Source organism: Kribbella sp. NPDC006257 (assembly GCF_040613535.1).
Taxonomy (GTDB): Bacteria; Actinomycetota; Actinomycetes; order Propionibacteriales; family Kribbellaceae; genus Kribbella.
The window spans coordinates 138,459-163,642 of record NZ_JBEXSJ010000003.1; the positions used below are offsets into that span (position 1 = coordinate 138,459).

General features: G+C 67.6%; 24 protein-coding genes. 13 read left to right on the plus strand and 11 right to left on the minus strand.

Annotated features, from left to right (window positions below):
* The first annotated feature begins 108 nt into the window (after window positions 1-108).
* The 5 genes from ABZ004_RS04950 to ABZ004_RS04970 all read left to right on the plus strand — a co-directional run bounded on the left by ABZ004_RS04950 (window position 109) and on the right by ABZ004_RS04970 (window position 6,439).
* Complete coding sequence (locus ABZ004_RS04950; protein WP_355678449.1) at window positions 109-2,559, plus strand: DNA topoisomerase IV subunit A; 2,451 nt, start codon at window positions 109-111, stop codon at window positions 2,557-2,559.
* Between the two features lie 4 nt (window positions 2,560-2,563).
* Window positions 2,564-3,268, plus strand: coding sequence for an LppX_LprAFG lipoprotein (locus tag ABZ004_RS04955; RefSeq protein ID WP_355678450.1), 705 nt, complete (start codon window positions 2,564-2,566; stop codon window positions 3,266-3,268).
* A complete protein-coding gene (locus tag ABZ004_RS04960; protein ID WP_355678451.1) occupies window positions 3,265-4,926 on the plus strand; it encodes an MFS transporter in 1,662 nt (553 codons plus the stop codon). Before ABZ004_RS04955 ends, ABZ004_RS04960 begins: the two co-directional genes overlap by 4 nt.
* 68 nt (window positions 4,927-4,994) lie before the next feature.
* Window positions 4,995-5,936, plus strand: a complete 942-nt coding sequence (locus tag ABZ004_RS04965; protein ID WP_355678452.1) for a sucrase ferredoxin — start codon at window positions 4,995-4,997, stop codon at window positions 5,934-5,936.
* Window positions 5,933-6,439 carry a carbonic anhydrase gene (locus tag ABZ004_RS04970; RefSeq protein ID WP_355678453.1) on the plus strand — a complete coding sequence of 169 codons (507 nt, stop codon included), beginning with the start codon at window positions 5,933-5,935 and terminating at the stop codon, window positions 6,437-6,439. The genes ABZ004_RS04965 and ABZ004_RS04970 overlap by 4 nt, the downstream gene beginning before the upstream one ends.
* Here the strand turns inward: ABZ004_RS04970 and ABZ004_RS04975 are convergent.
* Entirely contained in the window at window positions 6,432-7,187 is a 756-nt protein-coding gene (locus ABZ004_RS04975) for a carbonic anhydrase (RefSeq protein ID WP_355678454.1), read from the minus strand. The two genes, ABZ004_RS04970 and ABZ004_RS04975, sit on opposite strands and share 8 nt — an antisense overlap.
* 133 nt (window positions 7,188-7,320) lie before the next feature.
* On the opposite strand from ABZ004_RS04975, the gene ABZ004_RS04980 reads away from it, so the two are divergent.
* A complete protein-coding gene (locus ABZ004_RS04980; protein ID WP_355678455.1) occupies window positions 7,321-8,625 on the plus strand; it encodes a hypothetical protein in 1,305 nt (434 codons plus the stop codon).
* 31 nt (window positions 8,626-8,656) lie between these two features.
* Here the strand turns inward: ABZ004_RS04980 and ABZ004_RS04985 are convergent, their stop codons facing one another.
* Complete coding sequence (locus tag ABZ004_RS04985) at window positions 8,657-9,124, minus strand: VOC family protein (protein ID WP_355678456.1); 468 nt, start codon at window positions 9,122-9,124, stop codon at window positions 8,657-8,659.
* Window positions 9,125-9,219: 95 nt separating this feature from the next.
* Here ABZ004_RS04985 and ABZ004_RS04990 point away from each other — a divergent pair, with 95 nt between their 5' ends.
* Window positions 9,220-9,447, plus strand: a complete 228-nt coding sequence (locus ABZ004_RS04990) for a hypothetical protein (protein ID WP_355678457.1) — start codon at window positions 9,220-9,222, stop codon at window positions 9,445-9,447.
* Here ABZ004_RS04990 and ABZ004_RS04995 read toward each other — a convergent pair whose 3' ends face one another.
* The 3 genes from ABZ004_RS04995 to ABZ004_RS05005 form a co-directional block, all read right to left on the minus strand.
* Window positions 9,448-9,855, minus strand: coding sequence for an HAD family hydrolase (locus ABZ004_RS04995; RefSeq protein WP_355678458.1), 408 nt, complete (start codon window positions 9,853-9,855; stop codon window positions 9,448-9,450).
* Window positions 9,856-9,886: 31 nt separating this feature from the next.
* Window positions 9,887-10,309: a VOC family protein gene (locus ABZ004_RS05000; RefSeq protein ID WP_355678459.1), complete on the minus strand. Its 423-nt coding sequence runs from the start codon at window positions 10,307-10,309 to the stop codon at window positions 9,887-9,889.
* A 106-nt stretch (window positions 10,310-10,415) separates the two neighbouring features.
* Window positions 10,416-12,500, minus strand: a complete 2,085-nt coding sequence (locus tag ABZ004_RS05005; RefSeq protein ID WP_355678460.1) for a DNA topoisomerase IV subunit B — start codon at window positions 12,498-12,500, stop codon at window positions 10,416-10,418.
* Window positions 12,501-12,957: 457 nt separating this feature from the next.
* Between ABZ004_RS05005 and ABZ004_RS05010 the strand changes: the two genes are divergently transcribed.
* Window positions 12,958-13,194 (plus strand): hypothetical protein, encoded by a 237-nt coding sequence (locus ABZ004_RS05010; protein ID WP_185446182.1) that lies wholly within the window; start codon window positions 12,958-12,960, stop codon window positions 13,192-13,194.
* Between the two features lie 88 nt (window positions 13,195-13,282).
* On the opposite strand, the gene ABZ004_RS05015 is transcribed toward ABZ004_RS05010, so the two are convergent.
* On the minus strand, window positions 13,283-14,755 hold the full coding sequence (locus ABZ004_RS05015) for a PLP-dependent aminotransferase family protein (RefSeq protein ID WP_355678461.1): 1,473 nt from the start codon (window positions 14,753-14,755) through the stop codon (window positions 13,283-13,285).
* Between the two features lie 89 nt (window positions 14,756-14,844).
* On the opposite strand from ABZ004_RS05015, the gene ABZ004_RS05020 reads away from it, so the two are divergent.
* On the plus strand, window positions 14,845-15,486 hold the full coding sequence (locus ABZ004_RS05020) for a LysE family translocator (RefSeq protein ID WP_355678462.1): 642 nt from the start codon (window positions 14,845-14,847) through the stop codon (window positions 15,484-15,486).
* Here ABZ004_RS05020 and ABZ004_RS05025 read toward each other — a convergent pair.
* The gene (locus ABZ004_RS05025) at window positions 15,429-17,441 is read right to left on the minus strand and encodes a glycogen debranching N-terminal domain-containing protein (RefSeq protein ID WP_355678463.1); all 2,013 of its coding nucleotides are present in this window, start codon (window positions 17,439-17,441) and stop codon (window positions 15,429-15,431) included. The two genes, ABZ004_RS05020 and ABZ004_RS05025, sit on opposite strands and share 58 nt — an antisense overlap.
* A gap of 41 nt (window positions 17,442-17,482) precedes the next feature.
* Here ABZ004_RS05025 and ABZ004_RS05030 point away from each other — a divergent pair, with 41 nt between their 5' ends.
* The 4 genes from ABZ004_RS05030 to ABZ004_RS05045 all read left to right on the plus strand — a co-directional run bounded on the left by ABZ004_RS05030 (window position 17,483) and on the right by ABZ004_RS05045 (window position 20,906).
* The gene (locus tag ABZ004_RS05030) at window positions 17,483-17,968 is read left to right on the plus strand and encodes a DUF456 domain-containing protein (protein ID WP_355678464.1); all 486 of its coding nucleotides are present in this window, start codon (window positions 17,483-17,485) and stop codon (window positions 17,966-17,968) included.
* Between the two features lie 113 nt (window positions 17,969-18,081).
* Window positions 18,082-18,618, plus strand: coding sequence for a DUF5666 domain-containing protein (locus tag ABZ004_RS05035; protein ID WP_355678465.1), 537 nt, complete (start codon window positions 18,082-18,084; stop codon window positions 18,616-18,618).
* A gap of 66 nt (window positions 18,619-18,684) precedes the next feature.
* Entirely contained in the window at window positions 18,685-19,386 is a 702-nt protein-coding gene (locus ABZ004_RS05040) for a response regulator transcription factor (RefSeq protein WP_355678466.1), read from the plus strand.
* Window positions 19,386-20,906, plus strand: a complete 1,521-nt coding sequence (locus ABZ004_RS05045) for an ATP-binding protein (protein WP_355678467.1) — start codon at window positions 19,386-19,388, stop codon at window positions 20,904-20,906. Before ABZ004_RS05040 ends, ABZ004_RS05045 begins: the two co-directional genes overlap by 1 nt.
* Before the next feature lie 47 nt (window positions 20,907-20,953).
* On the opposite strand, the gene ppk2 is transcribed toward ABZ004_RS05045, so the two are convergent.
* The 4 genes from ppk2 to ABZ004_RS05065 form a co-directional block, all read right to left on the minus strand.
* Complete coding sequence (ppk2, locus tag ABZ004_RS05050) at window positions 20,954-21,862, minus strand: polyphosphate kinase 2 (RefSeq protein WP_355678468.1); 909 nt, start codon at window positions 21,860-21,862, stop codon at window positions 20,954-20,956.
* Window positions 21,863-21,937: 75 nt separating this feature from the next.
* A complete protein-coding gene (locus ABZ004_RS05055; RefSeq protein WP_355678469.1) occupies window positions 21,938-22,642 on the minus strand; it encodes a hypothetical protein in 705 nt (234 codons plus the stop codon).
* 27 nt (window positions 22,643-22,669) lie between these two features.
* The gene (locus ABZ004_RS05060; RefSeq protein WP_355678470.1) at window positions 22,670-24,043 is read right to left on the minus strand and encodes a cytochrome P450; all 1,374 of its coding nucleotides are present in this window, start codon (window positions 24,041-24,043) and stop codon (window positions 22,670-22,672) included.
* 84 nt (window positions 24,044-24,127) lie between these two features.
* Entirely contained in the window at window positions 24,128-25,183 is a 1,056-nt protein-coding gene (locus ABZ004_RS05065; RefSeq protein ID WP_355678471.1) for a Gfo/Idh/MocA family oxidoreductase, read from the minus strand.
* Window position 25,184 lies beyond the last annotated feature (1 nt).

The following is a 25,184-nucleotide window of genomic DNA, read 5'->3' on the forward strand; positions in this document are numbered from 1 at the left end:
GGGTCGCTGGTGCAGTTCGTCGGTGGCAGCAGGGACAATGGCGCTGCCGCCGGACCGCCGCGGCGCGTCTCGCAAGAGTTGCTGGCATCGAGGAGTTCTCAGAACCGCATGGCACGCCGTACCAACACCACCGCCGAACCGGAGGACTTCGAGGAGCGCATCCTCGACGTCGACGTCTCCGACGAGATGCGCAGCAGCTTCCTGGAGTACGCCTACTCGGTGATCTACTCCCGGGCACTGCCGGACGCCCGGGACGGGCTGAAACCGGTCCAGCGGCGGATCCTGTTCTCGATGGCGGAGAACAACATCCGCCCCGACCGCGGCCATGTGAAGAGCGCCCGCGTCGTCGGTGAAGTGATGGGTAAGTACCACCCGCACGGTGACGGCGCGATCTACGACGCCCTGGTCCGGACCGCGCAGCCCTGGTCGATGCGGCTGCCACTGATCGACGGGCACGGAAACTTCGGCTCGCTCGACGACGGCCCGGCCGCGATGCGGTACACCGAGTGCCGGATGGCGCCGTCCTCGCTGGCGATGACCAACGGGCTGGACGAGAACGTCGTCGACTTCAAGCCCAACTACGACGGCCGCGAGGAAGAGCCGTCGGTGCTGCCGGCCGCCTTCCCGAATCTGCTGGTCAACGGCGCCGCCGGGATCGCGGTCGGGATGGCCACCAACATGGCCCCGCACAACCTGGTCGAGGTGATCCAGGCGCTGCGGCACCTGATCAAGACGCCGAACGCCGACCTGGACGACCTGATGCGGTTCATCCCCGGGCCGGACCTGCCGACCGGCGGCAAGATCGTCGGCCTGGAAGGCATCAAGGACGCCTACCTGACCGGCCGCGGCAGCTTCAAGATGCGCGCCACCGCCCGGATCGAGAACATCACCCCGCGCCGCAAGGGCATCGTGGTCACCGAGCTGCCGTACACGGTCGGCCCGGAGAAGGTGATCGAGAAGATCAAGACCCTGGTCCAGGCGAAGAAGCTGCAGGGCATCTCCGACGTCAAGGACCTGACCGACCGCGCACACGGCACCCAGCTGGTGATCGAGGTCAAGAACGGCTTCGTCCCCGAGGCCCTGCTGGAGCAGCTCTACAAGCTGACCCCGCTGGAGGACTCGTTCTCGATCAACGCGGTCTGCCTGGTCGACGGCCAGCCGCGCACCCTCGGCCTGCGCGAACTGCTCGACGTCTACCTGGAACACCGGTACGACGTGACGCGGCGGCGCAGCGAGTTCCGCCGGAAGAAGGCGCAGGACCGGCTGCACATCGTCGACGGCCTGCTGATCGCGATCCTGGACATCGACGAGGTCATCCAGATCATCCGGACCAGCGACGACGCTGCCGCGGCCCGGGCCCGGCTGATCGAGATCTACGAGCTGTCCGAAGTCCAGGCGAACTACATCCTGGACATGCCGCTGCGCCGGCTGACCAAGTTCTCCAAGCTCGAGCTGGAGACCGAGAAGGGTGAGCTCGAGCGCGAGATCGAGAAGCTGACCGCGATCCTCGACGACCCGAGCCTGCTGAAGAAGATCGTCTCCGAGGAACTGGCCGACGTCGCCAAGACCTACGGCACCCCCCGGCGTACGGTCCTGCTGGAGTCCTCCGGCGCGACCAAGACCGCGGCCGTGCCACTCGAGGTCACCGACGACCCGTGCTGGGTGCTGATGAGCTCGACCGGCCTGCTGGCCCGCACCAACGGAGTGGAGCCGTTCGGCGAGGGCGACGGCCGGGCGAAGCACGACGCGATCGTGTCGGCGATCAAGAGCACCGCCCGCGGCCAGTACGGGCTGATCACCAGCACCGGCCGGCTGATCCGGCTCGAGTCGCTGGACCTGCCCGCGGTCCCGACCACCGCCAACGCCCCGAACCTGCAAGGTGGCGCGCCGGTCGCCGAGTTCGTCTCCCTCGAGCCCGGTGAGAAGGCGCTCGCGCTGACCACGATGGACCCCGATTCGGTCGGCGTGGCCCTCGGTACGGCGGGTGGCGTGGTGAAGCGGGTCGTGCCGGACCACCTGAGCAACCGCGACGCTTGGGAGATCATCGCGCTCAAGGACGGCGACGAAGTGGTCGGCGCGGTCGAGCTGACCACCGGCGAGGAAGAGCTCTGCTTCGTCACCACGGACGCCCAGCTGCTGCACTTCGGCGCCGCCAACGTCCGCCCGCAAGGCCGTACGGCGGGCGGGATGGCCGGCATCCGGCTCTCGGCCGGCGCCAAGGTGGTCTTCTTCGGTGCGCTCACGCCGGGCAAGGAAGCTCAGCTCGTCACCATCTCCGGCTCCTCCTCGGCCCTGCCGGGCACCGAGGTCGGCGCGGTGAAGGTGACGCCGTTCAGCGAGTACCCGGCCAAGGGCCGGGCGACCGGCGGCGTCCGCTGCCACCGGTTGCTCAAGGGCGAGGACGGACTCCTGCTGGCGTACGCCGGTACGGCGCCGGTACGGGCCAGCGCGAACAGCGGTGCCCCGGTCGAGCTGCCGCCGATCGACCCGCGTCGCGACGGTTCCGGCGTGCCGGTGGCGCAACCGATCGCCGCCTGCGCCTCGGACCTGGCAGGCTGAGCGCATGAAGAGACTCGTCGCGCTCGGCGCGGTGCTGCTGCTCGCCCTGACCGGCTGCAGCGACAAGAAGGACAACGCGGGCGGTGGCAAGTCCGGTGACGACGCGGTCGCGCTGCTGACCGCCGCGAAGAAGTCCATCGACGACGCGGCCAGCGTCCACATCGTGCTGACCGGCCGGGACCTGCCGGACAGCGGGCAGACGCTGGCCAGCGGCGACGGTGTCGCCACCCACGCGCCGGCCTTCAAGGGCAAGCTGACCGTGCGATCGTCCGGCTCGCCGATCGACGCCCAGGTCGTCTCGGTCGGCAGCAAGGTCTACGCCAAGCTGTCGTTCACCCCGAAGTTCATCGAGCTGCCGCCGTCGCAGCTGGCCGGCCTCGGCGCGCCCGACCCGGCGATCCTGCTCGACCCGTCCAAGGGGCTGACCGCGGTACTGCCTGGCTTGAAGGACCCGGTGGTGAAGGGTGACACCCGCGACGGGTCGAAGGTGCTGACCGAGATCACCGGCAAGGTGACCGGCAAGTCGCTGCAGGGCATCTTCCCGAAGGCACCTGGTGATCAGGACTTCCCGAGCAGCTTCAAGATCGACAAGGACTCCAAGCAACTGGTGTCGGCGACGATCACCGGGCCGTTCTACGACGGCGCCACGAGTAGCTACGACGTTGCCCTGGACAAGTACGGCGAAACGGTGGAGATCACCAAGCCGTGAGCAGGCCCAGGGCGCGGTTGAGCCTCGCCTCGGTTGCAGTAGCTTTCGCTGCCGCGGACACCTACGTCGTAGTACTGGCGTTGCCCGACATGATGTCGGGTATCGGGCTGTCCGCGGATCAGCTGCAACGGGCTGCGCCCATCCTGTCCGGGTTCCTGCTGGGGTACATCGCTGTTCTTCCGCTCATCGGGCGGATCGCTGATGTCGTCGGCAGGACTCCTGTGCTGGTGGGAGCCCTGCTGCTGTTCGCTGTTGGATCCCTGATCACTGCTGGGGCCTATGACCTCTCGCTGATCGTCACTGGGCGGTTCCTGCAAGGTGTGGGTGGTGGTGGGCTGGTCCCAGCCACACTGGCGCTGGTGGCCGACCTGTGGCCCGCGAACAAACGTGGGCTTCCTCTGGGCGTTGTTGGCGCAGTACAGGAGCTTGGGTCGGTTCTTGGGCCGCTGCTGGGAGCAGTGGTTCTTGCTGTTGCTGACTGGCGCTACATCTTCTGGCTGAACCTCACGGTGGCAGTAGTGCTCGCACTGCTGCTGCGTGGTTTCCGAAGGCCACCTCTGTCAGCTGCAGTTGGCTTGCTGGCTTGCATAGCTCTTGGGCTGACTCTCACTGCGCCAGAGCGACTAGCTAGCGGCGTGACGCTGGGTCTGCCGTTCGTGCCGTTCGCTGGCGACTCCCGTCTGCTCACGCCGATAGGTGTCGCCACGCTCGCGCTCGCCGTGCTCTGGCTGGTGATGGTCCTGCTGAAGAGTCACAAGACCCTCGCGGTCGTGGCTCGCAAGGTGGACGCGATCGGTGCCTTCCTCCTTGCGCTGGCGCTCGCAGGTGTTGTGCTGGCCTTCGCTACTGCTGACCCTGAGCGCGAGGTGATGGCACCGGCTGGACCTTGGCTGCTGGTCGCCGCAGCGGTCTTCTCAGTCGCCTTTGCCCTCTGGCAACGCCGTACAGCGCAGGCGATCGTCCCGGCCGGGTTGCTGGGAGCACGGCCTGCCTGGGGTTCACTGGTGGTGAGCTTCCTGGTCGGCGCTGCGCTCATAGCGGCACTGGTCGACGTACCGGTCTTTGCTCGTACTACGCAAGGCGGTGGCCAACTCGCGGCCGCACTGGTTCTCCTGCGGTTCCTGGTCGCGCTACCGCTCGGTGCTGTCGTCGGAGGCTGGCTGACCCGGCGGTACGGGCTCGGCCTGATCACCGGGGTCGGACTCGGCCTGGCCGGGGCGATGTTCGTCCTGATGACGTTCTGGGAGCGTGGTGCGCTGAAGCACGCGCCGGCCACGATCGTGCTGCTGGCCTGCGGGTTCGGTTTCGGTCTCGCCTTGTCGCCGGTCAACACTGCGATGCTCGCGGCGACCCGTTCCGACAGCCATGGGCTCGTCAGCGCGCTCGTGGTGGTCGCCCGGATGGTCGGCATGCTCGTCGGCGTCTCCGCGCTCACCGCGATCGGCCTGCGTCGCTACTACACGCTGGTGGACGACGTCCCGTCGCCCAACGAACTCTGTCCCCGGAACCCTGGCTCCTGCCGCCCGTTCGTCGACGCCCTCCGGGAGGCGGCGATTTCACAAGTTCACGCAATCTTCGCCGGGGCCGCGGTCTGCGCCTTCGCGGCCGCAGTACTGGCGATCGTGCTGCTCGGCCGGCGGCCGGTTACGACGGAGTGAGCCACTCAACTGTCCACGGGTGACGACAGTCATGCGATCGTATGGGCCGCTCAAGTAGCGTGAAGCCCGTGAGTGCGAGAACCGACCCGACCGGTCGGCCGGGCCTGTGCTCGACCTACTGCCGGCAGCTGGCTGAACCACTCCCCGGTACGGCGGTCGTCGCCACCGGGTGGGTCGTCGTCGAGCAGCCCGGGCCGTGGGGCGCCAAGGCAGCCACGCAGAGCCATCTCGACCCGGAGTTCGGTGGCTGGATCAACGACGCCTGCAAGAAGGCCGACCTGCGGTTCGGGCTGATCCGCTCCCCCGGCAAACACTTCGACGCCGGCCCCCGGGCCCACCAGGTGTTCGTGGCGAGCACCGTCCCCGGCCACAGCTGGCTGCTCGGCGGCTGCGTCGCGGACCCGTTGCTCCTGAAGTCCCTGGACCTGGACGCCGTACGCCGGGGAGACCGTGATGCGGTCATCGCCTCATGTCCCGATCTGGCCCCGGTGCCGCAGTCCGTGCTGCTCGTCTGCACCAACGGCAAGCGCGACGAGTGCTGCGCGTTGCTCGGCCGCCCGATCGTCACCGCCCTGTCGGAAGTCGCCCCCGGACGGGTCTGGGAAGCCGACCACCTCGGTGGCCACCGGTTCGCACCCACCGCGACCCTCTTGCCCGCCGGAACCATGCATGGCCACCTCGATCTCGAGCTGGCCACCTCAGTCCTCGCCGCGGCCGACCGTGGCGAGACCGTACTGACCAAGCTGCGCGGCCGGACCACCTGGTCCAAGCGCGGCCAGGTCGCCGAGATCGCTGTCCGCCACCTCATCGGCGAGACCGGACTGGACACCCTCGGCGTCATCGCGGAAACCCTGGAGGCCGTCACGGTCAGCCACGTCGACGGCCGCACCTGGTCCGTCCCCGTGACCAGCGAATCCGCCAACCCTCCCCGCCCGGATTCCTGTGGAAAGGAGCCATTCGCCATGTCCGTTTTGCATGCCGGAACTGTTATCCCAGGAGAACTGACATGACCGTGGTCCCAGGTGACTTCGACGATCTGCTGGCTGCCAACGCGGAGTACGCCGCGAACTTCGCCTACAGCGGGTTCGACGGGATCGCCCATGCCGGGATCGGTGTGGTCACCTGTATGGACTCGCGGATCCCGCCACTGGAGATGCTCGGGCTCAAGCCGGGTGACGCGAAGGTGCTGCGCAGCGCCGGTGGCCGGGTCACCGAGATCACCATGACCGGCCTGGTGCTGGGCGTCCAGCTGCTCGGCGTACGGCGCATCATGGTCATCCCGCACACCCGGTGTGCGATGGCGTCGATGACCGAGGACGAGATGCGCGCCAAGGTCGAGCGGGCCGCCGGGAAGCCGGCCGGTTACCTTCCGCTCAACGTCATCCCCGACCAGCTCGAAGCTCTCCGTCACGATGTCGCCGCGGTCCGCGAACACCCGCTGATCGGCGACGACATCCTGGTCGGCGGCTTCATGTACGACGTGGACACCGGTCACCTCACCCAGATCACCTGATCACGACCTTGCCGGTGTCGAGTTCGTAGTAGGCACCGACGAGTTTGACCTTGCCTGCCTTCTCCAACGGACCGAGAACCGGGGATTTCCGGAGTTCGGTCAGGACGTGGGCGACATTGGCGTGGATGGCGTTGGTGAGGCGATCGCCGGGGCGGCCCGCGACTTCTTGGACGGCTGGGGTGATCGCGTCGACCAAGAAGTCGATGTCGCCGTGGTCGGCGCTCATCCTGGCGTCCACGGACTTGATGGTGGCGTCGACCGCACCGCAGCGTTGGTGACCCAGGACCATCAGGAGCGGTGTGCCCAGTTCGGCGACGCCGAATTCGAGGCTGCCGATGACGGAGTGGTCGAGGGCCTCGCCCGCACTGCGGACGACGACGAGGTCGCCGAGGCCGCGGTCGAAGACGAGCTCGACCGGGACCCGGGAGTCGACGCAGCCCAGGACGGTGGCGAAGGGGTGCTGACCGGAACTGACCGCGATCCGGCGATCGGCCCCTTCGTCGAGGTGCCTTGCCTGGTTGGCGGCGAACCGTGCATTGCCTTCGGTCAGCCGCTGGAGCGCGTCGTTGCCATTGGCAACGGGACGTTCGGCGACGGCGGCCTGAAGGGGCGTCAAGGCGCTGCCGCGAGTGGCAGGGCGATCGTCGGAACCGCAGGCCGTCAGCGCGGCCATCCCGAGTGTGCCGCTCAGAGCAGTCGCCAGGAATCCCCGGCGGGACCGGTGGGGTTGGGCAGGGGTGATTTTCATCGTCAGGCTCCTCACGAGACCAGCGGCGGCGGGCGGCGCCATCTCAGAAGGTAGTACCTTGCATACAGTCTTCAATAGCTGTGCGCTGTTCGGATCTCTCGTCCGGTCTGGTCCGGTCTGATAGAAACCCCTTATGAGACTCCGCCCAAGTTCTCTCCTCCCTGCCCTCCTGGCCGGCGCGCTGGCGCTGACCTCCTCGCTCACCACCCTCCCGGCCGCCACCGCGGCACCGGCCACCTCGCCGACGGCCAGTTGCTTCGACCAGAGCGTCACCGGGACCGTCGAGGAGCAACGCCTCGACAACGGCGTCGCCGGCGGTCCGTCAGTCCCGGCCGAGATCCTCGCCCGCTCCGGCTTCGACCGGCAGGTCAGCCTCTTCAGCCACCTCCTCTGCGCCATGCCGAACCGGGCGGCCGCGACGGCGCTGGTCCGCGTGCAAGGCGAGCTGCTCTGGCGTACGGCGACGTACCGCGCCCAGCACCCGCAGACCGCGCCCGCCCTGCCGTCCACCGACGACCGCGGGCTCTACTGGGCCCGCATCTCGATGACCCTCGCGCTCCGCCAATGGCAACCGCACTTCAGCCTCGGTACTGCGGAACGTGCGGAGCTGATCCGCTCGTTCGAGTACGCCTCCCGTGGCATCACCAGCAGCCGCTTCTCCCCCGACGTGAAGAAGATCCTCGTCACGGGCTTCGACCCGTTCACCCTCGACGCCGACATCCGGATCGGCAATCCCTCGGGCGCCAACGCACTGAGCCTCGACGGGCAGCGCTGGACGGTGAACGATACGACGTACGAGATCCAGACCGTGGTGTTCCCGGTCCGCTACACCGACTTCGACGAGAACATGGTCGAGAACGCACTCGCCCCGCACTACCGCGGCGGTCCGCAGCACGCCGACCTGGTGGTGACGGCGAGCCAGGGCCGGGTCGGCATCTTCGACCTGGAGGCGTTCAACGGACGCCGGCGCTCGGTCAGCTCGATCGGCGACAACAACAACCTGTGGGGCGGCGGCACAATCAACGCGCCGGTCGTCTCACCGAGCATGCCGGCCGGACCCGAGTGGCTGACCTCGAGCCTCCCGCTCGCCCGGATGTCCGGCGCGACCGTCCCGGCCCAGTTCCGTACCCGGGTGAACACGTCCGTGCTGGAGATCCCCGCCGGCCAGACGCTCCCGGTCCGCCGGCCTGACGGACCGACCGCGGGATCGATCGCGTCCGAGGGCGCCGGCGGCGGCTACCTGTCGAACGAGGTCGCCTACCGCAACACCCTCCAGCGCGACCTGCTCGACCCGACGATGCCGGCCGGTCACCTGCACGTGCCGGTGCTCCAGTTCGACCCCGCGAACAAGACGGCGATCACCGACCCGACATACGAAATCAACCGCGACCAAATCGTCCAAGGCGCCCACGCCGTACTCCGAGCGGCGCTCAGCTGACTCGTTGTGGGGGTGCTCGCACCCCCACAACTCACTTCCCGGCGAATCCCGCTCGCGCCGCGTCGAACGTGTCCATCGGAACCTCGCGCAGATGCGTCGCGAGCACCCAACGGATTCCGAACGGATCCAGCACCGTCGACTGCCGCGAGCCGTGGAACATGTCGACCGGCGGCTTCTCCACCGTCGCCCCACCCTGATCCGCCGCAGCCGTCGTCGCATCCACATCAGGCACGTACAGATTCATCCCGTACGTCGGCGGCTGGTCCACCGGCGGCGCATACACACCCTGCTCCGGATAAGCATCGGACACCATGAACACGGCACCGTCGATCTGCAACTCCGCATGCCCGATCCGCCCATCAGCACCCACGAACGGATCCCACACCAACGTCGCCCCGAACACCTCGCCGTACCACTCAATTGCCCTGGCGGCATCCCGGCAACACAAATACGGCGTCAACACCCGCCCGATCGGCGGCACATAAGACTTCTCGCTCACACTCACTCCCCCACACTCGACTAGGCGTGCCCCACATCTTGCACCCCCAAGGGGACAAAACAGCTCGCTCAGCAGCGAGGAAGTACATTCACTCAATGCGACCACCGATTGAGCGACGCGGCAGAACGACCAGTCGCACGGCTCGAGCCTGGCAGGGCATCGCCTTCGGCGCCGTCATGATCATCGTCGGTGTAGTGCTGCTCGCCAACGAGGTCCCATTTTTCGGCTTCACCGCACTGCCGATCGTTAGCGCGGGGTGCGCCCCTCTGACCATCGGTCTGTACCAACTGGCAAAAGCCCGACACGAGCGCCGCAAGAGGTGATCAGCCCAGGATCACGGGGAAGGCGGCGACCACCGAATCGCAACGATGCGTCGCCACCCATGACTCCGGTGGCCGGTTGCCGACCTGGATGGTGCGGAGTCCCGCGGCGATTCCGCCGGCTGTGTCGTACGCCGGGTGGTCGCCCACCATCCAGCCGCCGTCCAACGTCGCTGCGCAGCGTTCGGCGGCGTGCTTGAAGATTGCCGGGTCCGGCTTGCGTACTCCGACCGCTTCGGAGATGCAGGTGAAGTCGACTGCGGAGCCGATGCCGGTGTGGGCGAGCTTCAGGCCCAGCTGGACGGTGCCGCCGTTGGTGACTACGGCGACCCACCACTTCGCCCACGCCGCGAACGCCCCGTCGCGGTCGATCAACGTGTTGTCCAAGTCGAAGCAGGCGATGGATCTCATCGGGCCGTCTCTCGGAGAGTCAGAGGCCGGTTCATTCGGTCGGTTGGGCGATCTCCCAGAGGTTGCCGGCTGGGTCGGCGAAGGCTGCCGTACGCCGGCCCCAGGGCCGGTCGATCGGGCCGTTGATCAGCGCGACACCGTGCGACCGCAACTTGGCGGCCGTCGCCTCAATGTCATCGACCCTGATCGTGTACAGCACTCGGCCACCAGGCGCCGGTGCTGCACCGGCGCCGATCAACACCGGCTCCTCGTCGATCGTGATGAGGTTGAGCATCACGTTGCGCATCTTCAGCAAGGCAGATGTGGCGTCCTCGAAGATGATCTCGAGCCCGAAGACGGCGGTGTAGAACTCCCGGCAAGCCGCCACGTCGTCGACGAGCAGCGTGATGACCTCGATCTCGTCCAGGCCGTCGATCGGGTGCTGTCCGGTCGTCGTCACATTGTGGTTGGTCACGATGTCTCTCCTCAGGTCAGGGCCTCTTTGGAGAAGACATCGGGACGCCCACAAGCATCTCGACATTCCAGCCGGAAACAGAATTTCCGGCCGGAAAGGCGATCGCCTAGGCGTCGATGCGGTTCTCGTCGAGGTCGTAGGCGCCCTGGACGATGAACTCCTTGCGCGGGGCGACGTCGTTGCCCATCAACAGGTCGAACACGCTCGCGGCGGCCTCGCCGTCGTCGACCGTCATCCGGCGCAGCGTGCGGTGCCGCGGGTCGACCGTGGTCTCCGCGAGCTGGTCGGCGTCCATCTCACCGAGACCCTTGTAGCGCTGCGGGGGCTCTTTCCACTTGACGCCCTTCTTCATCAGCTCGGCCGTCTTCCGCTGGTACTCCGCGTCGCTGTAGGTGTAGATGTACTTGTCCTGACCCTTCTTCGGATTGGTCAGTTCGAAGCGGTGCAGCGGCGGTACGGCGGTGTAGACGCGACCGGCGTCGACGAGCGGACGCATGTAGCGGAAGAACAGCGTCGCCAGCAGGCAGCGGATGTGCGCGCCGTCGGAATCGGCGTCGGCCATGAAGATGATCTTGCCGTAGCGCGCCTGCTCGATGTCGAAGCTGCGGCCCGATCCGGCACCGACCACCTGGATGATCGAGGCGCACTCGGCGTTCTTCAGCATGTCGGCGACGGACGCCTTCTGCACGTTGAGGATCTTGCCCCGGATCGGCAGCAGCGCCTGGAACTCCGAGCTCCGGGCAAGCTTCGCCGTACCGAGGGCCGAGTCACCCTCGACGATGAACAGCTCGGACCGGTCCACATCGTTGCTGCGGCAGTCCGCCAGCTTGGCCGGCAACGCCGACGACTCCAAAGCGGTCTTGCGCCGCTGCAGCTCCCGGTGCTGCCGGGCGGCGACCCGGGTCCGCGACGCCGCGACAACCTTCTCCAGCACGGCGCGGGCCTGTGCTTTCGCGACGCCCTTGGTCGAGGTGAGGAACGCCTCCAGCTCGGTCTGCACCACCTTCGCGACGATCCGCGACGCGGCCGGCGTGCCGAGCACCTCCTTGGTCTGGCCGTCGAACTGCGGCTCGGACAGCCGGACCGTGACGACCGCCGTCATGCCTTCCAGCACGTCGTCCTTGATCAGCTCCTCGCCGCTCTTCAGCAGCCGGGTGCCGTTCAGTGCACTGGTGAAGACCTTCGGCAGTGCCCGCTCGAAGCCGGCCACGTGCGTGCCGCCCTTCGGTGTCGCCACGATGTTCACGAACGATCGCAGCTCGGTCTCGTAACCGTCGCCCCAGCGGATCGCGATGTCGACGTCCAGATCGCGCTCGACGTCGGTCGGCGTCATGTGGCCGGCGTCGTCGAGCATCGGCACGGTCTCGGTGAAGTGACCGGTGCCGGTCAGCCGGACCACGTCGGTGACCTTCTGGTCGGTCGCCAGGAACTCGCAGAACTCGCTGATCCCGCCGTCGTGCTTGAACGACTCCTCGGTCGCCTCGTCGCCGCGCTCGTCGCGGACCACGAGCTCGAGGCCGGGCACCAGGAACGACGTCTGCCGCGCCCGGGTGACCAGCTCGTCGTAGTTGAAGGTGGCGTCCTTGGTGAAGATCTGCCGGTCCGCCCAGTACCGGATGCGGGTGCCGGTCATGCCTTTCTTCGCCCGGCCGGCCTTGCGCAGTCCGACGGCCGGGGTGAAGCCCGCCGAAGCCCCCTCGCCGTCGAACTCGCCGGCCACGCCGCGCCGGAAGGACGTCGTCCAGATCGAGCCGCCGCGGTCCACCTCGACGTCGAGCCGCGCGGACAGCGCGTTCACGACGGAGGCGCCGACCCCGTGCAGACCACCGGAGGCGTTGTACGACCCGCCGCCGAACTTGCCGCCGGCATGCAGCTTGGTGAAGACCACCTCGACACCGCTGAGCTTGGTCTTCGGCTCGATGTCGACCGGGATGCCGCGCGCGCGGTCGCGGACCTCGACCGAACCGTCCTTGTGCAGGACGACGTCGATCCGGTCGCCGTGCCCGGCCAGCGCCTCGTCCACGGCGTTGTCGATGATCTCCCACAGGCAGTGCATCAGCCCGCGGCTGTCGGTCGAACCGATGTACATCCCGGGCCGCTTGCGCACCGCCTCGAGACCTTCGAGGACGAGCAGGTTACGGGCGTTGTACGTCGGGTCGAGTTCGGCACTGCGAGGCGTCGGGGCGGCCACTGGGCTCCTTCACTGGTCACAAACAGACAGCGTGCTCCGGCCGGAGGCCTTCGCACCCTGACAGCCTACGCAGCCGCTCCCCCAATTTCCGGCAGCCCCGGCCGTGTGGTCGCCGAAGCACTGGGGTACCGAAGCAACAAAGAAGCCGCAAACCGAAAGAACTGCAGCAGAAAGGTGTTCCGACAGGTATCGATCCGGACTCGATCCGAAGTGCTTTACGACACTCCGTAGATCAGCACGGGGTAGTCGGGTCATCGCGCACAGTGAGAGATGACACGCCCGACACTCGCCAGAAACAGCAAAACGCCTCGATCCGAAACGATTCCCCGTCAATATGCGTCATAAGGGAACAGGTGGTTCGTCTCACATTCGGACACGCTGCACCAACCGGGAAGCGATCCGCATGTCAGGATGTTGCTATCTGGTGAGAACGGAACTAGATGAGATGAGGCCTCAAGTGACTACAGCACTCGCCCCGAGCTCGACCCTGTCGGCTGCGGACCGTTGTGACCGCTGCGGCGCGCAGGCCTACGTTCGTGTCACCTTGACCAGCGGTGGGGAGCTTCTGTTCTGCGCCCACCACGGCCGGGAGCACTCGGACAAGCTGCGCAACATCGCGATCACCATCCACGACGAGACGGGACGGCTCGACGCTGAGCCCGCGACCGTCTCCTCCACGGAGGACGAGCGGTAACCGGCCTCATAGCGCCAGCGGCGCTTCCCCACTGATTTCATCGATGGTGGTCCCCTCCGGGGGGCCACCATCCGTCATGTCCGGCCCACTAGATCATCGGTACGCCGGGCGCCGGCCCATGACGCCGCAGTTCACGCCAGGCCCCGGCCAGCCGGTCGACCGCGTCGCTCATCACCTCGGCGGGGTAGCTGAACGGCACCCGCAGATGATCGTCGTGCTCCCCCGTGGGATCCATCGCCCGCCCCGCCACCACCTCCACACCGTGCCGCAACACCACCTGCGCGAACGTTCGCGCATCGGTATCCGGCAGCCGCACCCACAAGGCAGACCCGCCGTCGGGCTCCTCCCAGCTCCACTCCGGCAGTCGCTCGGTCAGCAACTGCCCCATCAACTTCCGGCGTACGGTCGCCAGCCGTGCCCGTTCGGCGGTCATCTCGTGCAGCCGCGGCAACAACCTCGCTGTCAGTGCCTGATCGATCACCGGACTGCCCAGGTCCGCCAGCGCCTTGTGCCGCGCGAGCCGCTCAGCCAACGGACGTGGAGCCCTGATCCAGCCGATCCGCAGCCCGCCCCAGACCGCTTTCGACACCGACCCGATCGTGAACACCTCGGCATTCTTCGGCGCGAAGGCGGCCAACGGCGGCGGAATCTCCGGCCCGGCCGGATCCCACGCCGAATACGCGTTGTCCTCGACAACGACCACGCCGTGCTTCGCAGCAAGTTCCGCAACTTGCCGTCGTCGCGCGGCACTCATCAACCGGCCGGTCGGATTGTGGAACGTCGGCATCACGAACAACATCGCCGGCTGATGTTCCGCCAATGCCGCGGCCAGCAACTCCGGCCTGATCCCGGCATCATCCAGCGGTACGCCGACCACCCGGCCGCCCGCGGCGCCGAAGAGGTCGAAGCATCCCGGCCAGCTCGGTTGCTCGATCACCACCGTTGCTCCGGTGCGCAGATACATCTGGGTGGTCAGGGCAATCGCCTGGTGAGCTCCACTCGTCACAACGATCTCGTCGGCGACGGTCGGCAGCCCGGACTCAGTGAAGTGATCGGCGATGCGCTCCCGTAGTACCTGCAGTCCACGCGGGTGATAGCCGACGCCTTGGAGCAGCACTGGGAGATCGGTCCGCGCCAGGTCCTCCAGCTCGCGGGCGAGCTCGGGCATCCCGGGGTCGACCGCATACGTCATCGCGATCATCTCACCGGGGTCCACGGTGATCCGGTGGAACAGCGATTCGCCGTACCCGGTCGGCATCCGCTTGTCCGCTCGGGACCGCCCACGCCCGGCCGCGGCCGCGACCGTCGTACCGCTGCCGCGTCTGCTCTCGACCAGGCCGCGGGCGCGCAGCTCGTCGTACGCCGCGACGACGGTGGACCGGCTGATCGCGAGGGCCTCGGCGAGCGGGCGTTCGGCCGGCAACCGGGTGCCGACCGGGAGCTGGTCGGTGCCGATCACCTCGGTGATCGCGTCGGCCAGCCGCCGGTAGAGCCCGCCTGATCCCGGCAGCTGCCGACGGATCAGGTCGCCGAGGGCGGCGGCGTCTCCAGAACGGTCCACTTCTCCTCTTATTGGCTCGGGTGGACTGCTTCCTGCCCGGCCAGGCTAGACCTCGACAGTCCACAAGCGGAGAGAGTGAGGCAACTGGCATGGGGATCGGGCAGGCGCTCGGGTTCGTCGGGGCGACGGTGGTACTGGTCGGGATGCCGGGACCGAACAACATCTACATCTCCCTGCGCAGCCTCGCCCAGGGCCGTCGCGCCGGAGTGATCTCCGCCCTCGCGATCGAGACCGGCTCCCTCGTGTACGTCGTGGTCGCGGCGCTCGGGCTGGTCGCGCTCGTCCGGGCCTCGCCGACACTCTTCACCGCGATCACCGTCGCGGGTGCGCTGTATCTCGCGTTACTCGGCATCAAGTTGCTCAAGGCACCGATCACCGAGGGGCCGGGCAGCATCCGCGTCGCTCCGCTCGGCCGCGTCTACCGCGAAGGCGTCCTGGTGAACCTGCTCAACCCGAAGGCTGCCTTGTTCTTCCTTGCCTTCCTCCCCCAGTTCACCAGCCGCGGCGCCGGCCCGGACCGGCTCCGCACCGAGATGCTCGTGCTCGGTCTCGCCGTGATGCTGATCGGCCTCACCCTCGACCTTTGCTACGCCTTGGGCGCCGATGCTCTCGGCCGCCGCTTCCGTTCCTTGCGGACGACGAGCCGGTCCCGCAACCGACTCGTCGCCTGCGTCTACCTGGGACTCGCGCTGTTCGCTTTGACCACCGCTATTGCGCCGTCCTTCCACTGAACCGACAACTGCTCACCGCCGACGATCAGTCCGCTCAGCGTCAGGTGTTCCCATGGCAGTTGTTCGGCCGGTGTGACCGCAAGCGTTCCGTTCGGGACATCGGGGGTGATGCCGAGCGCAGCCACCAGTACGGCGATTGCCGAGGCCGCTGCCCAGGCCTGAGGGCGGCAGGACAGCGGGTACGGCGTGGGAGTGGTTTCGTCGGGGAGGCCGCGACCGCCGTAGAGCTCGGGGAGCCGATAGCCGAACGACTCGGCTGCCTTGACGAGACCTTCGACGTACGAGGCCGCTGTTGTCGTGGCTCCGGCGGCGTAGAGGCCTTCGACGGCCATGGCGGTGTCGTGCGGCCAGACGCTGCCGGTGTGGTAGCCGAGCGGGTTGAAGCCAGTCATTGCCTTGGACAACGTTCTGAGACCGAAGCCGCTGTTCAGGTCGCCGGACGAGAGGACCTCAGCGACTCGTTGTTCTTCCTCGGGGTCGAGCAGGCCGGTGCCGAGGAGGTGGCCGAGGTTGGAGGAGGGGCCGGCGACTGGCTTCTTCGCGGCGTCAAGGGCGATGGCTGGGTAGCCGTCGACCCAGAAGCTGGTGCGGAAGCGCTCTCTGAGGTTGGCCGCCCATTCTCGCCAGTGGGCGGCGCCGTCTTCTCCGAAGGCTTCGAGGATCTCGGCGCCCTTGACGGCGGCGGAGTACGCGTAGGCCTGGACCTCGCAGAGGGCGATCGGTGCGACGGCGATGGTGCCGTCGGGCCATTGGACCGAATCGACGGAATCCTTCCAGCCCTGGTTCGCCAGGCCGTGGCCGGACTCGTCGATGTACTCGAGGAAGCCGTCGCCATCGGGATCGGCGTAATCGCTCATCCAGCTCAGCGCCCTCTGCAACGCCGGAAGCAGCTCGCGGACCTCATCGGCCGGCATCCCCCAGCGCCACGCCTTGTGCAGGGTGATGACCCAGAGCTGGGTGGCGTCGTGCGTTCCGTAGTACGCCGCGGGGAGGACGAGACCGTTGCCGTGATCCGTTTCCGAAGCGCGGAGCTCGTGCGGGATCTTGCCGGACTGCTCGGCCGACTCAGGGTCGACCTTGGTGCCTTGCCAGGCAGCGAGCGCTCTCAGCGTTCCCGCTGCGAGGCCGGGGTCGACCGGGATCAGCATGCCGGCGGAGATCAGCGAGTCACGGCCGAACAAAGTCAGGTACCAAGGCGGACCGGCGCCGAGATACCGCTCTCCCCTGACCGCTAGTTGGAGACCGGCGACATCGTCGAGCGAGCGCTGGACCCACCGGGCGATCCGGTGGTCGTCGCAGTCGACAGACACCGGCCCGTACTCCGGCCTGCTGGCGGGCGGGTCGATGCTGAAACCGTCGGACGGTGGGAAGGTCGCGGAGACGCGCAGCACCAGCGTGAACTCGTCGCCGGGTGGGATCTTGGGTGCCCAGGTCAAGCCCTCCGGGGAGTGCGGCTCGAAGCTGGCACTGACCCGGATGCCCTCCGACTCCCAGCTGAGGCCGGCGGGGCTGAGATCGCGGCTGCTGAGATGGGTGGGGCTTAGGTCGGGGAGCGCTCTCGCGGCGCCGCTGCGGATGGCGGCGACGCCGGCGAGATCGGTGCCTAGGGCAACTTCCAGCTGGGGTGCGATCTCACGGCCGGAGCGATTGACGAGGGTGATCCGCTCGGTCAGTCCGTCACCGTCGACGGTCCTGGTGCGTTCCAGGGTGACGCTGTTGTCGCCAGGTTCGTCCAGCACAGCGACGTACTGGTGGGTGGCGGCATTCCGTTCATCGACGTGCAACGGCATTGGCGGCCGGCCGTCGACCGTGACGGACAGCCGCGAGAGGATCCGCCGGTCGCGCGCGTACACGCCCTCCCCGTCCTCGGAGCTGCCGGTGAGCTGCCCGGAACGCGGGGACAAGACCACCCACGGAGCGGCGATCGCGGTCACGAGTTCATGGAGCTGAGCCATGTCTCCACCCTAAGCGTGCTGATTTGCGGCAGAGTGGCGGTGTGAACAGTGTGGCGACGTTCCTGGTCGGGGTGGCGATCTTCGTCGGCATCATCGGCATCGTGATCCCGGTGCTGCCGGGCGCGATCCTGAGCCTGGCGGCGATCCTGATCTGGGCCCTGGAGGAGCAGAGCGCCACCGGCTGGCTCGTGCTGTCGGCCGCGGTGGTGCTGATCGGGGCCAGCCAGGTGGTCAAGTACGTCGTCCCGGAGCGGCGGTTGCGGGAGTCCGGCGTACCGCGAAGATCGATGCTGATCGGCATCCTGCTCGGCATCGTCGGGTTCTTCGTGATCCCGGTGGTCGGGATGTTCGTCGGGTTCCCGATCGGGATCTATGCCTCGGAGCGGCAGCGGCTCGGCACCCACGAGCAGGCCTGGACCTCGACGAAACACGCGTTGCGTGCGACCGGCCTGTCCATCCTGATCGAGTTCATCGGTACATCGCTCGCCGCGGCCGTCTGGCTGGTCGCCGTGCTGTTCCTGGTGTGAGTTGCCAGGGATTTGCCAGGTCTGGTGGAGGTTCGTCTCAGGTTCTCGCCGCAGTGTGGGACGACCAGCACCAGGTGAACTGCCGGGTGCGTAGTACCGGGAGGCAATTCAGTATGGCGTCGTTCCAGAAGCTCACCGAGAAGCGCTGGCGGGTAGTCGGCACCGTGGCGGCAGTAGCGGCCACCACAGCAGCCGGCGGAGTCGCCTGGGCCGCAACCGGAGCGGATCCGACACCTTCCCCCTCGGCGTCGCCGTCCGCACCGGCCGCACCTGACCCGGGCAAGGGTCCTGGCGGCGGCTTCGGCCGGCACGGCGAGTTCGGGATGATGGGCGCCTTGCACGGCGAGTACGTCGTCGAGAAGGACGGCGGCGGTTACCAGACCGTCGCTTCCCAGCGCGGCGAGGTGACCGCGGTCAGCACAGACTCGATCACGGTGAAGAGCGCCGACGGCTACAGCAGGACCTACGCCGTCACCGCCGACACCTTGGTCAATGCGACCCGCGACGGGATCGCCAGCGTGAAGAACGGCAACCAGGTCACCATCAGCGCGCTGGTTGCGGACGGGAAATACACCGCGACCAGCGTGAACGATGGCACCGTCCGCGACGCGGCCGGCCAGAAGTGGGGTTTCAAGCGCGGCCCGCGCTAGAGGACTCACAGCGGATTGCCAGGAAGCTTCCAGGATTAGCACGGGTGCACGCGCAAGACTGTGGGCATGAGCCCGCATCTCCTGGTGGTCGACGACGAGCCGAACATCGTCGAGTTGCTGTCCGCGAGCCTGCGCTTCGCCGGATACGACGTCTCGACGGCGACGCACGGCGCCGAGGCACTGCGTAAGGCCCGCGAGGTCGAACCGGACCTTGTCGTGCTGGACGTGATGATGCCCGGCCTGGACGGCTTCGAGGTGGTCCGCCGCCTGCGCGGTGAGGACCGGCACGTACCGGTGCTGTTCCTCACCGCCCGGGACGCCGTCGAGGACAAGGTGCTCGGCCTGCACACCGGCGCCGACGACTACGTCACCAAACCGTTCAGCCTGGACGAGCTGGTCGCCCGAGTGCGCGCGCTCCTGCGCCGCTCGGGACACCGCGAGCAGAGTACGACGGAGGCCGCGATCCTGCGGTACGCCGACCTGGAGCTGAACGAGGACAGCTACGAGGTGTTCAAGGCCGGTGAGGCGGTCCAGCTCTCGCTCACCGAGTTCAAGCTGCTGCGCTGCCTCCTGGAGAACGCCGAGCGCGTGATGTCGAAGGGCCAGATCCTCTCGGCGGTCTGGAACTACGACTTCGCGGGCGACGCCGGCGTGGTCGAGTCGTACATGTCCTACCTCCGCCGCAAGGTCGACACCGGCGACCAGAAGCTCCTGCACACCGTCCGCGGCGTCGGCTACGTCCTGCGGACCCCACGGGGCCCGAACTGATGCCACGCCCCCGCCTCACCGAGCGCTACCCCCTCCGGGTCACCATCGTCCTGACGCTGCTGGCGCTCGTCGTGGTGGCGTTGCTCGGCTCAGGCTTCACCGCGACGACCATCATGCGCGGCTATCTGGTGGATCGCGTCGACGAACAACTGGTCCAGGCGTCGATGCCGCTGCGGCGCCCGCGGATCGGTGCGGATCCGGACTTCAACTTCCCCGGCCCCAACGGGCGCCGGCAGCTGCCGAGCGCCTACACAGTGCAATTCAGCGATCCGACCGGCTACTCGGCGAAAGGCCCGGCCCGGGCACCGATCGCAGAATCGGAGCCGCTGCCGAAGTTGCCGAAGCTCACCCTCGACCAGGTCCAGGCCCTCAACGGCCGGCCTTTCAACGTCGACGCGGTGTCCGGCGGCTCGACCTGGCGGGTGCTGGCGCTTCCGATCGATGACGGCTCCGGCACGGTCATGATCGCTCAGAGCCTCGATGAACTCGATTCCACGATCGACCGGCTGATCGGGGTCCAGGCCGCGACCGGACTGATCTTGTTGATCCTCCTCGCGGGGGTCGGGACTTACGTCGTACGGCGTAGTCTGCGCGGGCTGGAGGATGTCGAGCACACCGCGGTGGCGATCGCCGGTGGGGATCTGAGCCGGCGGGTGCCGCAGCGGGATCCGCGGACCGAGGTGGGGCGGTTGTCGCTCGCGCTGAACCAGATGCTCGGGCAGATCGAGACCGCGTTCGCGCAGCGGACCGCGTCGGAGTTCGCGGCGCGGAAATCCGAGGATGCCGCCCGCCGCTCGGCCGACGTGGCGCGGGCGTCGGAGGACAACGCGCGGCAGTCGGAAGAGCGGATGCGGCGGTTCATCGCAGATGCGTCCCATGAGTTGCGTACGCCGCTGACGTCGATCCGCGGCTTCGCCGAACTGACCAGGCAACGCGGCAGCAGCGTCGACCCGACCACCATGAAGCGCATCGAGGACGAGGCGAAGCGGATGGGCCTGCTGGTCGACGACCTGCTGCTCCTCGCCCGCCTCGACCAGCAACGACCGCTACAGCACCAACCGGTCGACCTGCTCACGCTCGCCAGCGACTCCGTCCACGACGTCGAAGCGCTGCAGCCGGACCGCTCGGTGAAGTTCCAGATCCTGCCCGGCTCGGATGCTCCGGTCGTCGAGGGCGACGAGGCACGCCTGCGCCAGGTCCTCGGCAACCTGGTCAGCAACGCGCTGCACCACACGCCGGTCGAAGCGCCGATCACGGTCTCGGTCGGCACCCGCGACGGCGAGGCGATCCTCGAGGTCGCGGACACCGGACCGGGACTCGACCAGGAGCAGAAGGCCAAGGTCTTCGAACGCTTCTACCGCGCCGACTCGGCCCGCACCCGGTCCACCGGCGGCTCAGGCCTAGGCCTCTCGATAGTCGCCGCCCTAGTAGCAGCCCACAACGGCCGCGTAACAGTCACTGACACCTCCCCCACCGGCGCCACCTTCACCGTCCACCTCCCCATCCCCATCTCTCACTAACGTTCATCGGTCCGTTGATCCCCGGCGTGTCGCCGATCATCGGTCCCTCAGAGCACGGGAAGGCTGCGGGTAGTGGACTCGCCGTCTTCGAAGACCTCGGCTGCCGGTCCGAGGATCTTCGGGTCGGCATGGGCGACCAGTTCGTAGTCCTTGTCCGGGTAGTCGTAGAGGCTGAGCACGTGCCGCATCGCCTCCAGCCGGGCGCGCTTCTTGTCGTTGCTCTTCACCACGGTCCAGGGCGCGTGCGGCGTATCCGTGTAGTGGAACATCGCCTCCTTCGCCTCGGTGTAGTCCTTCCACTTGTCCAGCGAGGCGAGGTCGGTCGGCGACAGCTTCCACTGCCGGACCGGGTCGATCTGGCGGATCGTGAACCGGGTCTGCTGCTCGGCCTGCGACACCGAGAACCACAGCTTCACCAGTAAGGTCCCTGAGCGCACGAGCATCCGCTCGAACTCCGGCGCCTGCCACATGAACTCCTCGTACTGGTCGTCGGAGCAGAACCCCATCACCCGCTCGACGCAGGCGCGGTTGTACCAGGACCGGTCGAACAGAGTCATCTCACCGGCGGCCGGCAGATGCGCGACGTACCGCTGGAAGTACCACTGGGTCTGCTCACGTTCGGTCGGCTTCTCCAGCGCGATGATCCGGGCGCCGCGCGGGTTCAGGTGTTCCATGAACCGCTTGATGGTGCCGCCCTTGCCGGCCGCATCGCGTCCCTCGAACACGATCACCAGCTTCTGCCTCGACCGCTTCACCCAGTACTGCAACTTGAGCAACTCGATCTGGAGCAGCCGCTTGTCCCGGTCGTACACGTCGCGGGCCAGCCGTTCGGCGTACGGGTATCCCTCCCGCCAGGTGTCGACCGGCGTACCGTCGGCGCGCAGCAGAACCGGATCGTCGTCCTCTTCGTCCAGGACGCGGAACCCGAGCTCATGAACCAGATCAGGGGTGCTCATAAGCCCCAAGGTTCGCCCGCCCAGACTGGCCGCCGGTGAACACCGCCTGTCCCACCGGTGAACACCACGCCGGACTCAGCGGAGCTTCTCCAGGTCGGAACGCATCTTCACCAGCAGCGCCGCAACCTCCGGCTCGGTGAGTTCAGCGGCGACGAGATGCCCCAAGGTGCTGCTGTCGCCCCAGAAGCAGTGGGCCTGCACCTGACCGCTGACGGCGAAGGACGCGCACTGCAGCAGACCGCCCAACGGTCCCGCGTCGTAGGAGTGCACCCCGTCGACCGTGGGTGCCTTGGCCGTCAACTCGTCGAAGAGGCCCTTGAGCTCCGACTTCGCGTCGTAGGAACCCTCCAAGCCGTAGAAGTACACCAAGCTCGGCTGCATCGGCGGCTTCACGTGCAGGTACTTGGGATGCACATAGGTTGCGACCAGAGTGTCTTTGCCCACGCCCGGTATACGCAGCGCCCACTCCGGGGTGGAGACCTTCGGCAGACCGCCTGCCGTGTCGGCGAGGACAATCCGATCCGCGCCGGACGGACTCCCCCAGCGACCCATGATCAACACGACACCGATGACCACGAGTGCGATCCCGCCCCGCCAGACATGCTTCGCCTTCCCCGCCACCCTGCCGAGCGTCGCGGGCGCCACGGCGAAGTGCCTGCGGTTGTTCGCCACGATGATGAGCGCCGCGCCGACGACCATCAGCACGGTCCCGACCAGCACCGGCACGGTGAACAGCCGCGAGGGATCGAACGGAGATCCGCTCTGCATGTCAGTAGTCATCAGCGCCGATCGTCCACCCCCACAGGGTCACGAGGACACGGCCAGCGAGTTCCAGAACCGCGTCAGTACGTCGGAGGAGTCGCGGGCGGCGGCGCCTGGAGCGATCCGGATCAGGAGCGGTCCCTTGGGAGCGGCGACAACTCCTCCGACCATGTGATGTTTCAGCCGGGCGGTGAGTAGCTCCGGTACGCCGGTCTGCAGAATCTGGCGAAGCGTCGTGCGCATCTGCAGGTCTGCGAACGCTGCCCCGAGACACCGGCGTGCGCCGGCTCCGAACGGGAAGAACTCGAACGGAGTCGGGCGCGCGTCAGCCCAACGCTCGGGCCGGAACTCGTCCGGGCGGTCGAAGACGTCCGCGTTGTGGTGCTCCAGATACGTCGCCAGAAACAGCAAAGCACCAGCCGGTACGTCGGTGCCGCCGATGTCCACGGTGCTCACCACCCGCCGCGGCAGCGACATCGGGACCGTCGGAATCACCCGCTGGGTCTCCTTGATCACCGCCTCGAGATACTCGTCGCTCCCCCGCGCAGCCTCGCGCACCGATGAACTCCCGGCCAGCGCGATCAACGCCCAGCCCATCGAAGCCGACGTCGTCAGATAGCCCGAGGCCAGCATCCCGTTCAGCTCACCGACGATCTCGGCCGTACTCATCAACCGGCCGTCCTCATCGGTCGCATGACACAAGATGGACAGCGCATCCACCTTCGGCGGCTTGTCCCGGTTCCGGTCGATCAGCTCCGACAACTCCTGATGCACCGAAGCGACAAGCTCCAGCCATCGCCCGTACGGCGTACGCTGGCCCCGCTTGAACAAGAAGACGCGTGGATCCATCGTCAGGTGCAGGAGCCGCGTCACTCGTTCGCCCAACGGCGCGTCCTGCGGGCCCAAGCCGATCAAGCAGGTCAGCATGTTCGCGTTGGTCAGCCGATCCAGTTCCGCGACCAGGTCGAACGGCTCCCCCGGCCGGGCGAACCGCGACCGCGCGAAGTTCTCCGCGAAGACCTCGTCGTACTCCTTCAGCGCGGAACGGTGCATCACCGGCATCAGCAACTTCCGCGACCGGACGTTCCGCGCGCCGTTCAGCGTCGCGGTCGCGTCGAACAACGTCGAGTACGGCCGGCCCGGCGGCAACCCGAGCATCGAGTTGCTCGGGTGCTCGAAGGTGGTGTTGTCGGTGAGCACCTGGCGCGCCGCCTCGCTCCCTCGCACCACCACCATCGAACCGTTGCCGCCGGTCACCCCGACCACCGGCCGGTCGCCGTACTGCGCGAGCCGCGTCCTTGAGTAGTCCAGTTGCCGGGACCAGAACCGGATGTTGTTCACGACCGGGATCCCGTGCGGCCCCGGCACATCGGCACGCAGCCTCGGGTCGAACAACCTGGCATCACGATCGGCACCCATCCCGCCATCATGGCGACGCCCGTACGACGAACGTCGCCCGACAACCCGGTCTGCCCGAACGGCTGGCCGCCCGTACTAGGGGCGTCAGCGGGTGATGGGGACCTCGGTGCCGGTTTTGGCGGACTGGTAGATGGCGGTGAGGATGCGGGCCATCTCGAGGCCGTGTTCGGCGGGGGCGTCGGCCGGGATCTCGCGGCGGCAGATCCGCAGGAAGTTGTCGATCTGGTTCGCGAAGCCGACCTTGAAGTCGAAGCCGAGCGAGTCGATCTGCGGCTGGATGTGCAGCAGCGTGTCGTGCTTCTCGGTGATCATCAGCAACTCGGGCTCGATCTCCGCGCCGCCCTTGTCGCCATGGATCTTCACCGCGGTCGAGTTCCGTGCATGCAGCGAGTACGACGTATCGACGTCGAGCACGGCCCCGTTCGCGAACCGGATCTGCGCCGTCGCGTAGTCCTCCACGTTGTTCACCCGCGTCGCGGAGGCGGCACGATACCGGCTCAGGTGCTGGATGTTGTCCCGGGCACCGAGCGGCGAGAAGGTCGCACCGGCCGCCGACACCGCGACCGGCTGGCCCATGAGGTACCAGCAGAGGTCGATGATGTGCACCCCCAGGTCGATCAGCGGCCCACCGCCGGAGACCTCGACATCGCCGAACCAGCCACCGGGGTTCCCGGCCGCCCGGATGATCGAAGCCCGGGCAGCGTAGACCTCACCGAACTCGCCCTCGTCCAGGAAACGCTTCACCACCAGGGCATTCGGCGCGAACCGTCGTACATAGCCGATCTGCAACGCCTGGCCGGTCTCCTTGGTCGCCGTCACCAGCGCCTCGGCCTCCGCGACGCTGACCGCCATCGGCTTCTCGACCAGCACGTCCTTGCCTGCCCGCAGCGCGGCCTCGGCGATCTTGGCGTGGAAGACGTTCGGCACGCAGATGCTCACCGCATCGACCTCCGGATCCGACAGGATCTCCTCGACAACATCCGTGGCCTTCGGTACGCCGAACTCGTCGGCGCGCGCCTTCGCCCGATCCCGGTCCAGATCGCACACGGCGACCAGCTCGGCCGACGGGTTCCGCTGGTACGCCTTCAGGTGCTCGCCGGCGATCACGCCGACCCCGATCACTGCGATCCGTGTCGTCATA

What these genes read in the sequence shown, in the direction of transcription:
- ABZ004_RS04970 (WP_355678453.1), top strand. Translation starts at nt 5,933, where the DNA reads ATGACCGTGGTCCCAGGTGACTTCGACGATCTGCTGGCTGCCAACGCG.
- ABZ004_RS04995 (WP_355678458.1), bottom strand. Translation starts at nt 9,855, where the DNA reads ATGAGATCCATCGCCTGCTTCGACTTGGACAACACGTTGATCGACCGC.
- ABZ004_RS05060 (WP_355678470.1), bottom strand. Translation starts at nt 24,043, where the DNA reads ATGGGTGCCGATCGTGATGCCAGGTTGTTCGACCCGAGGCTGCGTGCC.
- ABZ004_RS05045 (WP_355678467.1), top strand. Translation starts at nt 19,386, where the DNA reads ATGCCACGCCCCCGCCTCACCGAGCGCTACCCCCTCCGGGTCACCATC.
- ABZ004_RS04990 (WP_355678457.1), top strand. Translation starts at nt 9,220, where the DNA reads ATGCGACCACCGATTGAGCGACGCGGCAGAACGACCAGTCGCACGGCT.
- ABZ004_RS05040 (WP_355678466.1), top strand. Translation starts at nt 18,685, where the DNA reads ATGAGCCCGCATCTCCTGGTGGTCGACGACGAGCCGAACATCGTCGAG.
- ABZ004_RS05020 (WP_355678462.1), top strand. Translation starts at nt 14,845, where the DNA reads ATGGGGATCGGGCAGGCGCTCGGGTTCGTCGGGGCGACGGTGGTACTG.
- ABZ004_RS04980 (WP_355678455.1), top strand. Translation starts at nt 7,321, where the DNA reads ATGAGACTCCGCCCAAGTTCTCTCCTCCCTGCCCTCCTGGCCGGCGCG.
- ABZ004_RS05065 (WP_355678471.1), bottom strand. Translation starts at nt 25,183, where the DNA reads ATGACGACACGGATCGCAGTGATCGGGGTCGGCGTGATCGCCGGCGAG.
- ABZ004_RS05035 (WP_355678465.1), top strand. Translation starts at nt 18,082, where the DNA reads ATGGCGTCGTTCCAGAAGCTCACCGAGAAGCGCTGGCGGGTAGTCGGC.
- ABZ004_RS04950 (WP_355678449.1), top strand. Translation starts at nt 109, where the DNA reads ATGGCACGCCGTACCAACACCACCGCCGAACCGGAGGACTTCGAGGAG.
- ABZ004_RS04975 (WP_355678454.1), bottom strand. Translation starts at nt 7,187, where the DNA reads ATGAAAATCACCCCTGCCCAACCCCACCGGTCCCGCCGGGGATTCCTG.
- ABZ004_RS04955 (WP_355678450.1), top strand. Translation starts at nt 2,564, where the DNA reads ATGAAGAGACTCGTCGCGCTCGGCGCGGTGCTGCTGCTCGCCCTGACC.
- ABZ004_RS05025 (WP_355678463.1), bottom strand. Translation starts at nt 17,441, where the DNA reads ATGGCTCAGCTCCATGAACTCGTGACCGCGATCGCCGCTCCGTGGGTG.
- ABZ004_RS05055 (WP_355678469.1), bottom strand. Translation starts at nt 22,642, where the DNA reads ATGACTACTGACATGCAGAGCGGATCTCCGTTCGATCCCTCGCGGCTG.
- ppk2 (WP_355678468.1), bottom strand. Translation starts at nt 21,862, where the DNA reads ATGAGCACCCCTGATCTGGTTCATGAGCTCGGGTTCCGCGTCCTGGAC.